At 45.3% G+C, this 13405-nt stretch carries 14 protein-coding genes and 1 pseudogene; 14 read left to right on the top strand and 1 reads right to left on the bottom strand.

The window, feature by feature from the left end; genetic code table 11:
• The first annotated feature begins 246 nt into the window (after positions 1–246).
• The 14 genes from RH85_RS07970 (at position 247) to pgpA (ending at position 12871) form a co-directional block, all read left to right on the top strand.
• Entirely contained in the window at positions 247–1536 is a 1290-nt protein-coding gene (locus RH85_RS07970) for an NCS2 family permease (RefSeq protein ID WP_006711702.1), read from the top strand.
• Between the two features lie 291 nt (positions 1537–1827).
• Complete coding sequence (gene gpt / locus RH85_RS07965) at positions 1828–2292, top strand: xanthine phosphoribosyltransferase Tet(34) (protein WP_006711701.1); 465 nt, start codon at positions 1828–1830, stop codon at positions 2290–2292.
• 142 nt (positions 2293–2434) lie between these two features.
• A complete protein-coding gene (gene frsA, locus RH85_RS07960; RefSeq protein WP_006711700.1) occupies positions 2435–3682 on the top strand; it encodes an esterase FrsA in 1248 nt (415 codons plus the stop codon).
• 83 nt (positions 3683–3765) lie between these two features.
• On the top strand, positions 3766–4155 hold the full coding sequence (gene crl / locus RH85_RS07955) for a sigma factor-binding protein Crl (RefSeq protein WP_006711699.1): 390 nt from the start codon (positions 3766–3768) through the stop codon (positions 4153–4155).
• 119 nt (positions 4156–4274) lie between these two features.
• Entirely contained in the window at positions 4275–5414 is a 1140-nt protein-coding gene (gene proB, locus RH85_RS07950) for a glutamate 5-kinase (protein ID WP_039948881.1), read from the top strand.
• Positions 5415–5435: 21 nt separating this feature from the next.
• Complete coding sequence (locus RH85_RS07945) at positions 5436–6686, top strand: glutamate-5-semialdehyde dehydrogenase (RefSeq protein WP_039948864.1); 1251 nt, start codon at positions 5436–5438, stop codon at positions 6684–6686.
• 112 nt (positions 6687–6798) lie between these two features.
• On the top strand, positions 6799–7248 hold the full coding sequence (gene nrdR / locus RH85_RS07940; protein WP_006711696.1) for a transcriptional regulator NrdR: 450 nt from the start codon (positions 6799–6801) through the stop codon (positions 7246–7248).
• 12 nt (positions 7249–7260) lie between these two features.
• Positions 7261–8367 (top strand): bifunctional diaminohydroxyphosphoribosylaminopyrimidine deaminase/5-amino-6-(5-phosphoribosylamino)uracil reductase RibD, encoded by a 1107-nt coding sequence (gene ribD / locus RH85_RS07935; RefSeq protein ID WP_006711695.1) that lies wholly within the window; start codon positions 7261–7263, stop codon positions 8365–8367.
• Positions 8368–8369: 2 nt separating this feature from the next.
• A complete protein-coding gene (locus tag RH85_RS07930) occupies positions 8370–9023 on the top strand; it encodes a riboflavin synthase (protein ID WP_006711694.1) in 654 nt (217 codons plus the stop codon).
• A gap of 75 nt (positions 9024–9098) precedes the next feature.
• Positions 9099–10208, top strand: coding sequence for a bifunctional 3,4-dihydroxy-2-butanone-4-phosphate synthase/GTP cyclohydrolase II (gene ribBA, locus RH85_RS07925; RefSeq protein WP_006711693.1), 1110 nt, complete (start codon positions 9099–9101; stop codon positions 10206–10208).
• Positions 10209–10357: 149 nt separating this feature from the next.
• Complete coding sequence (gene ribH, locus RH85_RS07920; RefSeq protein ID WP_006711692.1) at positions 10358–10828, top strand: 6,7-dimethyl-8-ribityllumazine synthase; 471 nt, start codon at positions 10358–10360, stop codon at positions 10826–10828.
• A complete protein-coding gene (nusB, locus tag RH85_RS07915) occupies positions 10828–11295 on the top strand; it encodes a transcription antitermination factor NusB (protein ID WP_005592767.1) in 468 nt (155 codons plus the stop codon). Before ribH ends, nusB begins: the two co-directional genes overlap by 1 nt.
• A 91-nt stretch (positions 11296–11386) precedes the next feature.
• Positions 11387–12358 (top strand): thiamine-phosphate kinase, encoded by a 972-nt coding sequence (gene thiL / locus RH85_RS07910; RefSeq protein ID WP_006711691.1) that lies wholly within the window; start codon positions 11387–11389, stop codon positions 12356–12358.
• A gap of 9 nt (positions 12359–12367) precedes the next feature.
• Positions 12368–12871, top strand: coding sequence for a phosphatidylglycerophosphatase A (pgpA, locus tag RH85_RS07905; protein WP_006711690.1), 504 nt, complete (start codon positions 12368–12370; stop codon positions 12869–12871).
• Positions 12872–13000: 129 nt separating this feature from the next.
• On the opposite strand, the pseudogene RH85_RS07900 reads toward pgpA, so the two are convergent.
• Positions 13001–13385, bottom strand: a pseudogene (locus tag RH85_RS07900) (DUF3461 family protein).
• Positions 13386–13405: the final 20 nt, after the last annotated feature.

The following is a 13405-nucleotide window of genomic DNA, read 5'->3' as shown; positions in this document are numbered from 1 at the left end:
AGTGAAAGTTTACAACATGGCTCGAATTTTGGTCGATTGGTTCATGGGTTTAAAATATCTTTTAACCTATGAATATAAAGGGATTTGGCTGTTATAATGGTTGAATTAACCATTGGTTGCTCTTTTTCTAGAGTAAAAAAATTGATTAGAGCATTAAATCTATCTGGAATTTGCTATTTGATAACTTTATAATTGCAGCCAATCGATTACGCAAACGTTTACTTTTTATCTTGATGGGATTTAACCATGTTCGAGAAACTTTTTAAGCTCAGTGAAAATAACACGAGTGTCAAAACTGAAATCATCGCAGGTATCACTACCTTTTTAACGATGGCTTACATCATTTTTGTAAACCCTGCGATGCTAGCTGATGCTGGTATGGATAAAGGCGCGGTTTTTGTCGCGACCTGTCTGGCTGCGGCGATTGGCTGTTTTATTATGGGCTTTGTCGCTAACTACCCAATTGCGCTTGCTCCAGGCATGGGCCTAAACGCCTTCTTCACTTATGGTGTTGTGCTGGGTATGGGCCACACATGGCAAGTCGCACTTGGCGCTGTGTTTGTCTCTGGTATTCTATTTATGGCTTTGAGTATCTTCAAAGTCCGTGAATGGATCATTAACTCGATTCCACTTTCTTTGCGTACTGGTATTTCAGCCGGTATCGGTCTTTTCCTGGCTTTCATTGGTCTGCAAAATGCCGGTATTGTAGTCGACAACCCAGCAACATTGGTGAGTGGCGGCAACCTAGCAAGCTTGAAACCAGCTTTAGCGGCGTTAGGTTTCTTCCTCACGATTGGCTTGGTTTATCGCGGTGTTCGTGGTGGCGTAATGATCGCGATTCTAATTACCACTGCAATCGGTATTGTGCTTGGTGACGTGCAATGGGGCGGTGTGATGTCAACACCTCCAAGTATTGCTCCAACATTTATGCAAATGGATATCGCTGGCGTGTTTGAAGTTGGCATGATTTCGGTTGTGTTCGCTTTCCTCTTTGTTGATTTGTTTGACACCGCTGGCACCTTAGTCGGCGTGGCAACAAAAGCGAATCTGATTAAAGAAGATGGCAAGCTACCTCGTCTAGATAAAGCCTTGCTAGCTGACTCTACTGCGACCTCTGTTGGTGCGGTATTAGGTACTTCAAGCACGACATCATTTGTTGAATCAACTGCCGGTGTTGCAGCTGGTGGACGTACTGGTTTGACAGCGGTAGTAGTTGGCGTGCTGTTCTTGTTAGCAATCTTCTTCTCACCGTTGGCGGGTATGATCCCAGCTTACGCAACAACAGGCGCGTTATTCTACGTGGCTATTTTGATGATGTCGGGTCTAGTCAGTGTTGATTGGCGTGATCTAACGGAAGCAGCACCTGTCGTTGTTACCTGTTTATTGATGCCTTTGACCTATTCTATTGCTGAAGGTATTGCTCTTGGCTTTATCTCCTATGCCGCGATTAAACTTCTTAGCGGCAAAGGCCGTGAAGTTTCAGTGAGCGTATGGGCATTGGCGGCGTTGTTCGCGATTAAATATCTGGTTGCTTAATGCTACGCCCTGAGCGGGCAAAGACTTTATTTCGTGACGTTTTATCGGCTAGGTAAACGGTTCACTGCTTTAAAGTGACGAGTTTCACATCGCCATAGTGGTTTACGCTACTATGGCTTTTATTTTTTTGAAATGACGAATTCTCCATTGGTATTGCTCGACGCTTTCGGTAGAATAATCGTTTGCGTCGCTTTTCCCCTATTTGCCAGTTGTTACTCGCACGGTAAGCCATTTTTGGTTTTATTTTGCCTAATACGGGGATGCAAACTTTAAAATTATTAGGTTATTACAATGAGCAAAAAATTCATTATCACTTGGGACGCCATGCAAAATTACTGTCGTCAGCTTGCTGAAAAACAGATGCCAGCTGAACAATGGAAAGGCATTTGGGCGGTAAGTCGCGGTGGTCTAGTACCTGGCGCTATTCTTGCGCGTGAGCTAGGCATTCGCCATGTCGACACTATTTGTATCTCTAGCTATGATCATGATCATCAACGTGACATGACGGTTCTAAAAGCACCAGAAGGTGATGGCGAAGGTTTCCTAATCGTCGAAGACCTAGTGGATAGCGGTGATACAGCACGTAAACTACGTGAAATGTACCCGAAAGCGAAATTGATTGCTGTTTGTGCAAAACCATCAGGTGCAGCACTACTTGATGATTACGTGGTTGATATTGCTCAAGATACGTGGATTGAGCAGCCATGGGATACCACAGTGCAATTTGTGGAACCAATTAATCGCAAACAAAAGTAAGCGTTTAACATGATTTTAAAATGACCCTTCGCGGGTCATTTTTTGTTTATGCTGTCGTTAAATGTGAGTTGTGCTATTCAACATGGCATCTTGAGTAAACTTGAGTATATTATGTTGGGGTAGTCATTAGTTAGGTATCATCATGTCTGAACTGGATAATCAAAACCTTTCCGAAACGTTATTTGTCAATCACAAGCAAGCGAAAGAGACTTCAGAGTTCACTCGCTATATGCCAACCAACCGCGCTTTGCTTGATGAGATGCGTGAAAATTCAGGTCAGCGATGGTATCGCAATCTTCGTCGCTTGCAATGGGTGTGGCAAGGTATCGATCCGATCGAAATGGAAAGCGTACTGGCCAAAATCGCCGGTTCAAACCATTCCCGCACTCATGAAGAGTGGCTTGATACGGTGATGGGCTACCATGGTGGTAATTGGACATTTGAGTGGACCAAGTTAGGGATGCTGCATCAAAAGCGTGCCGGTGAAATGCAAGGCGAATCAGCCGCCGATGAGCTGTTTAATGCCTCTTTGTGTTATAGCATTGCCGGTTATCCTCATCTAAAGAACGATAACCTTGCCATCCAAGCTCAAGCTTTATCAGCCAGAGCCTATCAAGATGCGGCTGAAAAAACCCAGTACATCATTAAGCGTATTGAAGTGCCTTATAAAGGTAAAAAAATCATTGCTCACCTGCATCTCGCCTCGACGGATAAGCCTAAACCTGTGGTCATCGTGAGTGCTGGTTTGGATAGCTTACAAACCGATATGTGGCGCTTGTTCAGAGATCATCTCGCACCGAAAGATATTGCGATGTTGACTGTGGATATGCCATCGCTGGGCCATTCTAGTCATTGGTCGTTATCGGAAGACTCTTCTTGTTTACACCAAGCGGTGCTGAATGAACTGCCAAATATCCCATGGGTGGACCATTTCCGTGTGGGTTTGATTGGTTTCCGTTTTGGCGGAAACGCTTTGGTGCGTTTGTCATTTATGGAACAGACTAAAATCAAGGCTTGTGTCTCTTTGGGCGCCCCGATCCATGATGTTTTCTCGTCTCCGGCTAAATTGAAAAAGATGCCGAAAATGTATCTCGATCTACTGGCGACGCGTCTGGGTAAAGAAGTGGTTGATATTCATAGTTTATCAGGGCAAATGATGGCGTGGTCCTTGAAAACGCAAGGCTTCTTATCGAGTCGTAAAACCAAGGTGCCGATTTTGGCTATGAGCCTTGAAGGCGATCCTGTTTCACCTTTTAGTGATAACCAGTTAGTGGCACTTTTTAGTGATTATGGAAAAGCGAAGAAAATCAGTTCCAAAACAATTACACAAGGATATGAGCAATCCCTCGGTTTAGCGATCAAATGGTTAGAAGATGAGTTGTTGAGATGACATTTGCTCTAATTTAGTTAACAGTAATGTAAGGTTAAGTTAATAACCTGCTGATAATTAAAATAGAAAAATGGAGAGTCTATATGTCAAAAGTGACAAAAATCCCGACTCATTTTCGCTTGCTAACGAGTTTAAGAGCCATCGACCCTTACCTCAGGGAATCGCAAAGTAGGGAAGAGTTTTATTTATTTGATTGCTTGGCTGTTTGCGTAGATGACAAGAAGTCTCCGGAAGAGCGTGAATTTTGGGGTTGGTGGCTTGAACTTGAAATGCAAGGTCAAGAATTTGCGGCACGTTATCGAGTCGGGAAGTACGATAAAAAAGGTGAGTGGGTTGATAAGGCTATTCCTAAAGACGCGATCGCTGAAGTAAATCGAATTCAAAACGTTTTTCATCAAAAATTGGTTGAATTGCTAGAAAAAGAGTATGCAATGTCACTCTCGCTGCATGACAAATCGGTCGAATTTGTCTAAAAAGGCCAGTTAATAAAACGTAACCAATAAAAAGGCGCTTTTAGCGCCTTTTCTGCTTGTTAAATGTGGCGTTGATTGATAAAACAACAGCTCTTGTTTTTTTTATAATTCAATCGATCATGACAACGAATCAACAATGCGGAACTGTGACACAGCCACAAACAGTGGTTGTTAAACTTGGTACCAGTGTACTGACTGGCGGAACGCTACAACTTAACCGTGCTCATATGGTGGAGTTGGTACGTCAGTGTGCAGAGCTCAAGAAAATTGGCCACTCAGTGGTTATTGTATCGTCTGGCGCAATTGCCGCAGGCCGTGAGCACCTTGGTTACCCCGCACTGCCCAACTCGATGGCAAGCAAACAGTTGCTTGCTGCCGTGGGTCAAAGTCAGTTGATTCAAACTTGGGAAGCGCTGTTTTCCATTTATGGTATGAAAATCGGTCAAATGCTGCTGACTCGTGCCGATCTTGATGATCGTGAGCGTTTTCTTAATGCTCGCAATACAATTAATGCCTTGGTTGAGCATGACATCATTCCGGTTGTGAATGAGAATGACGCTGTGGCGACCACTGAAATTAAAGTGGGTGACAACGACAATCTATCGGCACTTGTGGGTATTTTATGCGGTGCGGACAAGTTATTGCTGTTAACCGACCAAAAAGGTCTGTTTACTGCTGACCCACGTAAAGATCCGAACGCTGAGCTTATCAAAGAAGTCAAAACCATCGATGATACGTTACGTAAAATCGCTGGTGGTAGCGGTACCAATCTTGGTACAGGTGGCATGGCAACGAAGCTACAGGCGGCAGATATTGCTCGCCGCGCAGGCATTGAAGTGATCATTGCTGCAGGCAGTGCTCCTGATGTTATTTTTGACTCGTTGGGTGATGATCCACAAGGCACGCGCTTCTTGCCATGCGAAGAAGCGTTAGAAAACCGCAAGCGTTGGATTTTAGCGGGGCCAGCCGCGGTAGGGGATCTTGTGATTGATGACGGCGCCGTGAATGCCGTACTAGCGAAGGGCAGTAGTTTGTTGGCGAAAGGTGTTGTAGCACTCAGTGGTGAGTTCGCTCGTGGTGACGTTGTTCGTGTGACGGATCAAGCCGGCAAGTTGATTGCGCGTGGTATTTCTGCTTATTCTAGTGTTGATATGGATAAGATCCGCGGTACGCACAGTAAAGACATTCATTCAGTATTAGGTTACGACTACGGTTCAGAAGTCGTACACCGTGACGATATGGTCGTCATTCAAGAATAAAAGAATTAGAAAGGAAGAGACGTGGATTTAATTAATATGGGTAAAGCGGCCAAGGAGGCGGCTTTCATACTCGCGACAGCATCGACTGCGCAAAAAAATCAAGCATTAGCACTGATTGCAGATGAACTTGAAGCTAGCGCGACTGAGATCCTTGCGGCGAATGAAAAAGACATCGAGTTAGGTCGTCAAGCGGGATTAACCGATGCATTACTTGATCGTTTATTGCTCAATGAAGAGCGATTAACAGGCATCGCAAATGATGTCCGTAACGTCATCAATTTAAATGACCCTGTCGGCAGTGAGATCGATAGCAAAGTGCTAGAAAATGGCATGTCATTGGCGCGTCGCCGCGTACCACTTGGAGTGGTGGGTGTGATTTACGAAGCTCGTCCAAACGTGACGATTGATATCGCAGCATTGTGCTTGAAAACGGGTAACGCTAGCATCCTACGCGGCGGTAAAGAAACCTTCTTCTCGAACATGGAACTGGTTAAGGTCATTCAATCAGCATTGGATAAAGCGGGTCTTCCAGCTGCGTCAGTACAATACATTGAAAAGCCAGACCGTGAGTTGGTGTCACAACTACTTAAACTGGATGACTACGTGGATATGATTATTCCTCGTGGTGGTGCGGGTTTACATAAAATGTGTAAAGAGAACAGCACGATTCCGGTCATCATTGGTGGTTTTGGTATCAGCCATATCTTTGTTGATGACAGTGCTGACTTGGCCAAATCACTCGATGTGGTTGAAAACTCAAAAGTACAACGTCCTTCTGCGTGTAATTCGCTTGATACCTTGTTGGTGCATGAGAAAGTGGCAGGAGAGTTTTTACCAATGTTGGCAGAGCGTTTGAATGGCAAGGTTACCTTAGTCGTTGAACCAAAAGCGAAAGCACTGCTTAGCAATGCGCAGGAGATGCGTGATGCGGTTGACGGAGACTTTGATACTGAATGGCTAAGCTACACGCTTGGGGTGAAAGTGGTTGCTGATGTTGCTGAAGCGGTTGATCACATGCGTGTGCACAACGCGAGCCATTCTGATGCCATCATGACCAACAGTCTTGAAAATGCAGAGCGCTTTATTAACTCTGTCGGCTCAGCTGCTGTGTATGTTAATGCTTCGACGCGTTTTACGGATGGCGCTCAATTTGGCTTAGGTGCTGAAGTCGCAGTATCGACGCAAAAGCTGCATGCTCGTGGTCCTATGGGCTTAGAAGAGTTGACCAGTTACAAGTGGGTTGGCAAAGCGAATTACTTGACTCGTAGTTAACAGTTATTGCTGTAATCTATCGTTATTTCTGCAAAAAGGGGCTAGATAGCCCCTTTTTCTTTTCTTCAAGTTATCAATTCCGTTACACTACGAGCATTGATATGGAGGTGATATGCATTGTCCTTTTTGCACTGAGACCGATACAAAAGTAATCGATTCTCGGTTAGTGGCTGATGGCCATCAAGTACGTCGTCGTCGACAATGTTTAGCTTGTAGTGAACGTTTTACCACGTTTGAAACGGCTGAGCTGGTTATGCCTCGAGTGATCAAATCGAATGGCAACCGTGAACCTTTTAATGAAGATAAAATGGTCGGTGGCCTACAACGAGCGTTAGAGAAACGCCCGGTCAGTGCTGATGCGGTTGAATTAGCAATCAGTATGATCAAGTCCAAATTACGCGCGACAGGCGAGCGAGAAGTTCCGAGCGATATGATTGGTAATTTGGTCATGGAACAGCTGAAAGAGCTCGATAAAGTGGCGTATATCCGTTTTGCATCGGTTTACCGCAGCTTTGAAGATATTCGTGAATTTGGCGAAGAAATTGCCAAACTAGAAGACTAAACGGATCGGTTAATGGCGACATTTACCCCACAAGATTTCCTCATGATGTCACGTGCGATTAAATTGGCACAAGGTGGCATCTATACCACGGCGCCAAACCCGAATGTCGGTTGTGTCATCACTCGTGATGGACAGATCGTTGGCGAAGGTTTTCACTTTCGCGCCGGTGAACCGCATGCAGAAGTACATGCTTTGCGTATGGCGGGTGAACTCGCTGAAGGTGCAACGGCCTATGTTACGTTGGAGCCTTGTTCTCACTATGGTCGCACGCCTCCGTGCGCCGAGGGCTTGATTAACGCCAAAGTCGCTAAAGTGATTTGCGCGATGCAAGATCCTAACCCGCAAGTTTCTGGTCGTGGCATTCGTATGCTGCGCGAAGCGGGAATTGAAGTGCAAGTGGGTTTACTTGAAGCCGATGCTCAAGCGCTGAATCCGGCCTTTATTAAACGCATGCAAACAGGTATGCCGTTTGTTCAATTGAAAATGGCGGCCAGTCTTGATGGTCAAACGGCGCTGGCTAATGGTCACAGCCAATGGATTACATCGGCGCAAGCAAGACAAGACGTACAAGTCTTGCGTGCTCAATCCGGTGCAATTCTCTCAACCAGCCAAACCGTGATAGAAGACAATGCATCTCTCAACGTTCGTTGGGATGACCTGCCTAAATCGCTTCAAGCGCATTATCCTGCAGAGCACTTGCGCCAACCGGTGCGCGTTATTCTTGACCGCCAAAGTAAACTGTCTGCAGATTTGAAGCTATTTCAAACCGGTGGTGAGAGGCTAGTTGTCGCCCCTAATGGTGATATTGAATGCCCTTTGAACGTCGATAACCAAGTTGATTTACGCGCAACATTTGAAATGTTAGCCAAACAGCACAATATTAATCATATCTGGGTGGAAGCGGGCGCCACATTAGCCAGTTCGCTGATACAACAGCAGTTGGTGGATGAAGTGGTGCTGTATCTTGCTCCTAAGCTAATGGGCAGTGATGGCCGAGGTTTATTCGGCGCATTGGGTTTGCAAGAAATGTCGCAAGTGATTGATCTTGATATTACCGAGCTAAAGCAAGTAGGGCGCGACATCCGTATTCTTGCTAAGCCAATCTATAAAGAACAGTAATTATGTTTACAGGTATTGTAGAAGCAGTCGGTACTCTGACTGCCATTACGCCAAAAGGCGAAGACATTAGCGTTACCGTGAGCAGTAATAAGCTCGATATGTCAGATGTTAAACTCGGTGACAGCATCGCAACCAATGGCGTATGCCTAACCGTTGTAGCATTTAATGATCACAGTTACAGCGCTGACTTATCGCTCGAAACGTTGAATAAAACCGGTTTTACCCATTATCAAGCGGGCGATAAAGTAAACCTAGAGAAAGCGATGTTACCGACCACGCGTTTTGGTGGGCACATTGTTTCTGGACATGTGGACGGAGTTGGTGAAATTGTTGAGCGTAACCAAGTTGGCCGTTCGATTGAATTTTGGGTCGCCATGCCGGAAGAGCTCAATAAGTACGTTGCAGAGAAAGGCTCAATTACCGTTGATGGTATTAGTCTTACCGTCAACGCACTACGTAAGAATGCCTTTAAACTGACCATCGTTCCGCATACTGGTGAAGAAACGACTATCGCCGATTTTCATGTTGGTCGTAAGGTTAACCTTGAAGTTGACGTGTTGGCTCGTTATATGGAACGATTACTCACTAGTCAGCAATCAGCACAACCAGAATCACGCATCACGATGGAATTTCTTCAGCAAAATGGATTTGCTTAAATCGTGAACGCAGAAGTACTCTTGTAAAAGAACATAAAGCGGTTATATAACGCGCAGTCAAAATAGGAACTAAAGATGCCAATTAGTACGCCACAAGAAATTATTGAAGATATTCGTTTAGGTAAAATGGTCATTCTAATGGATGACGAAGACCGTGAAAACGAAGGCGATTTGATCATGGCCGCGGAGCATGTGACTCCGGAGGCGATCAACTTTATGGCAACTTACGGTCGTGGTTTGATTTGCTTAACGATGACAAAATCTCGTTGTGAGCGCCTTGGCTTGCCACCGATGGTGCAAGACAACAATGCGCAATACACCACTAACTTTACTGTGTCGATTGAAGCTGCTGAAGGCGTTACCACCGGTATTTCTGCGGCGGATCGCTCGCGCACAGTACAGGCAGCGGTTGCCGTAGATGCAAAAGCAGCGGATTTAGTTCAACCTGGTCATATCTTCCCACTCGCGGCGCAAGAAGGTGGCGTATTGACGCGTGCTGGTCACACTGAAGCGGGTTGTGATTTGGCGCGTCTCGCTGGGCTTGAGCCTGCGTCGGTTATTGTTGAAATCTTAAACGATGACGGCACCATGGCGCGTCGTCCTGATTTGGAAGTGTTTGCGGAAAAACATGATCTCAAACTGGGTACCATTGCTGATCTTATTGAGTACCGTAACAACACCGAAACCACCATTGAACGTGTCGCGGAATGCAAGCTTCCAACCGAGTTCGGTGAATTTAATTTGGTGACCTACCGCGATACGATCGATAACCAAGTGCACTATGCCATGTGCAAACAAGGTACAGCGGATAAATCCCCACTGGTTCGTGTTCACCTGCAAGATACCTTTACCGACTTACTGCGCAGCGACCGTAATGCAGAGCGCAGTTGGACATTAGATAAAGCGATGAAACGTATTGGTGAAGAAGGTGGCGTTTTGATCATTCTCGGCAATGAAGAACCAACTGAATTACTGATCCATCGCGTCAAAATGTTTGAAGCGCAAGATCAAGGCAGTGCGCCGACACTCGCTAAGAAGCAAGGCACTTCACGCCGCGTTGGTGTTGGTTCACAAATCTTGGCGGATCTCGGGGTGCATGACATGCGCTTACTCTCTTCAAGCAACAAGCGTTACCATGCATTAAGCGGTTTTGGTTTGAATGTTGTTGAATATATTTGTGAGTAACCAACAGCGTTAAATCATTGGATTAAGCGAGATGTATTGTATGTCTCGCTTTTTCGTTTTAGGAATGTAAAAACCTATTAGATATTGCTCACAGTTTTGTGCTAGAATCCGGCGATTCTCACTTGATGAACATAGTTAAAGGAAAGCTTATGAAAGTGATCGAGGGTGGCTTCCCAGCGCCAAACGCAAAAATTGCTATCGTTATTTCTCGTTTCAACAGTTTTATTAACGAAAGTCTATTGTCTGGTGCCATCGATACTTTAAAGCGTCATGGACAAGTTAGCGAAGGCAACATTACTGTAGTTCGTTGCCCTGGTGCAGTTGAATTGCCGCTTGTTGCTCAACGTGTAGCAAAAACGGGTAAGTACGATGCTATCGTATCTTTAGGTACCGTTATTCGTGGCGGAACACCGCACTTTGACTATGTTTGTAGTGAATGCAACAAAGGTTTGGCACAAGTGTCGATGGAGTTTTCACTTCCAGTCGCATTTGGTGTTTTAACTGTTGATACTATTGATCAAGCAATTGAGCGCGCAGGAACCAAGGCTGGTAATAAAGGTGCAGAGGCTGCACTGAGCGCACTTGAGATGATTAACGTTCTTTCTGAAATCGATTCCTAATGGGGGCCAGTGTGAAACCAGCCGCACGTCGTAATGCACGTCGATTCGCTCTACAAGCGATCTACTCTTGGCAAATTACTAAAGAAAATGTTGCCACAATTGAAGAGCAGTTTTTATCTGGTGGTAAGTATGATGAAGAAGAACATCATGCTGCAGAGCCAGCTCTAACTGCACCAGACACAGACGTTGCCTACTTCCGTGACCTGTTAGCAGGTGTTGTGCTAAGTCACACAGAGCTAGATTGTAAGATTCGCCCATACACATCTCGTCCAATGCAAGATTTGGATTTGATGGAGTTAGCGCTACTTCGTCTTGCTATGTACGAGATGACTCGTCGCGAAGACGTTCCTTACAAAGTTGTTATCAACGAAGCGATTGAACTTGCAAAAGTATTCGCAGCAGAAGATAGCCACAAATTCGTTAACGGTGTACTTGATAAAGCGGCACCGCACGTACGTAAGAAATAATCGCCAGATTAGTAAAAAGGTCAGCAAATTGCTGGCCTTTTTTTATATACTGATTTCCTCAAAAATAGCCTGTTAGATATGACGCCTCCCTATGCCCGGTGAATTTAACCTGATTGAAAAATATTTTGTTGGCCGCCAAGTTCAGCGTGAAGATGTGTTGCTTGCTGCCGGTGACGATTGTGCTTTGGTACAAGCCCCCATCAATCAAGCGATTGCGATTAGCACTGATACGTTGGTGGCAGGCACACATTTTCTCACCTCGGCGAACCCGGCTTGGGTCGCACACAAAGCTCTAGCTTCGAATATCAGCGATTTGGCCGCTATGGGAGCAAGCCCTGCGTGGGTTTCATTTGCTTTGACCATGCCTGATGTCGATGAAGCTTGGTTAAAGCCTTTTTGTGATAGTTTTTTTGCACTTGCAGATCACTATGGTATTCACCTTATTGGTGGTGATACAACCAAAGGACCGCTTAGCTTAACCTTGACGGTGCAAGGCTTTGTTGCCGCGGACAAAGCGTTGCGACGTGATGGCGCACAAGTGGGCGATAGGGTGTATGTTTCTGGTGATCTCGGCGATGCCAAAGCGGGGTTGGATGTGCTATTAGGCCATGCTGATGCCAATGCTTGTTGTGCCGCAGAGTTGGAAAAACGTCACTATTTATCAACGCCACGAGTGGCACTGGGTCAAGCATTGCAGGGTATTGCGACGGCGGCGATTGATATTTCCGATGGTCTTATTTCTGATTTGCCACATATCCTTAAGCGCTCGGTTGTCGGCGCGGAACTGCACGTCGGCGATTTACCCATTTCAAGCCAATTACTTGAGTTTACCCGCAGTCAAGAATTAGCATTACAGTATGCACTCACCAGCGGTGAAGAATATGAACTGTGCTTTACCGTTTCTCCGCAGCATTTTGATGCGTTAGAGAGTATGCTGGTGGGGAGTAATACCAAAGTCACTTGTGTCGGTCAGATTGTTGAACAGCCTGGCCTTTATTTGACTTTACAAGGAAAACCACTCGAATGGCAGTTGAGTGGGTATGATCATTTCAACAATAATTAAGATGCAATTATGGCTAATCCTCTTTCATTGATTTCTTTAAAAAACCCGTGGCACCTTTTAGCTACAGGGTTTGGTAGTGGTTTGTCTCCGATTGTACCGGGCACCATGGGAACGTTGGCGTCGATCCCCCTTTATCTATTGTTAGTTCAATTACCGTTACCCGCTTATATCGTGGCGGTCATTTTTGCGTGTTTGATTGGGGTGAAAATATGCCAAGTTACCTCTGATGACATGGGGGTGCACGACCATGGCTCAATAGTCTGGGATGAATTCGCAGGCTTTTGGATCACCATGGCCGTGGTGCCGTTATTTCAATTGTCGCCGACAGATTGGAAGTGGCTATTAACGGGGTTTATCTTGTTCCGCTTTTTTGACATGGTAAAACCGTGGCCAATTGGTTGGCTCGATAAGCGTGTACATGGCGGTTTAGGTATCATGATTGATGACATCGTCGCTGGCGCAATGGCGGGTGTCGCGTTGTATTTAGTCGGTAAATACGCCGGTTGGCTGTAAGTGAAGCACCTCTCGACGAGAATCGAGAACACTTCGTTTGAGAGTCAGAGAGATACTGATTAGTTGAATGAAAAAGGGTTGACTGATAAAGCCAACCCTAAAAATCCTTCTCGCTTCTCGCTTCTCGCTTTACTTCAACTTTTCTAAATCTGCTTCTATTTCAGCAATCTTACTCGACACCACCTTTTCTAGATGACGCAAATCAGACAGAATTTTCTGTTTAACATCCACGTCAGCCATTTTTTACGGGTTTAGTTATTTTATTGAGTTCATCGATCACTAGCGTCAGGTTGCGGTTGATTTCCGTTACTTGTTTGTATTGATGGCTGCCACTATCAACTAAGACATTTTTAACTTGGCGTGGGTATTTGAACTTGACGCTTTTGGCAAATAATTCGCCTTTCTGTTTGCGGAAATAGATTTTTAACACGTCTTTATGTGCTTCTTGGCGCAAAGAATAGCGCTCAATTTGCTGGGGATCTTGAATGCCTAAACCAATAAGATTTGCAAACATAGGCTACCTCATAAAATAGG

It is taken from the genome of Vibrio ichthyoenteri ATCC 700023 (assembly GCF_000222605.1).
Taxonomy (GTDB): domain Bacteria; phylum Pseudomonadota; class Gammaproteobacteria; order Enterobacterales; family Vibrionaceae; genus Vibrio; species Vibrio ichthyoenteri.
The sequence above is the reverse complement of the archived record's forward strand: the minus strand, read 5'-3'. Positions and strand labels throughout refer to the sequence as shown.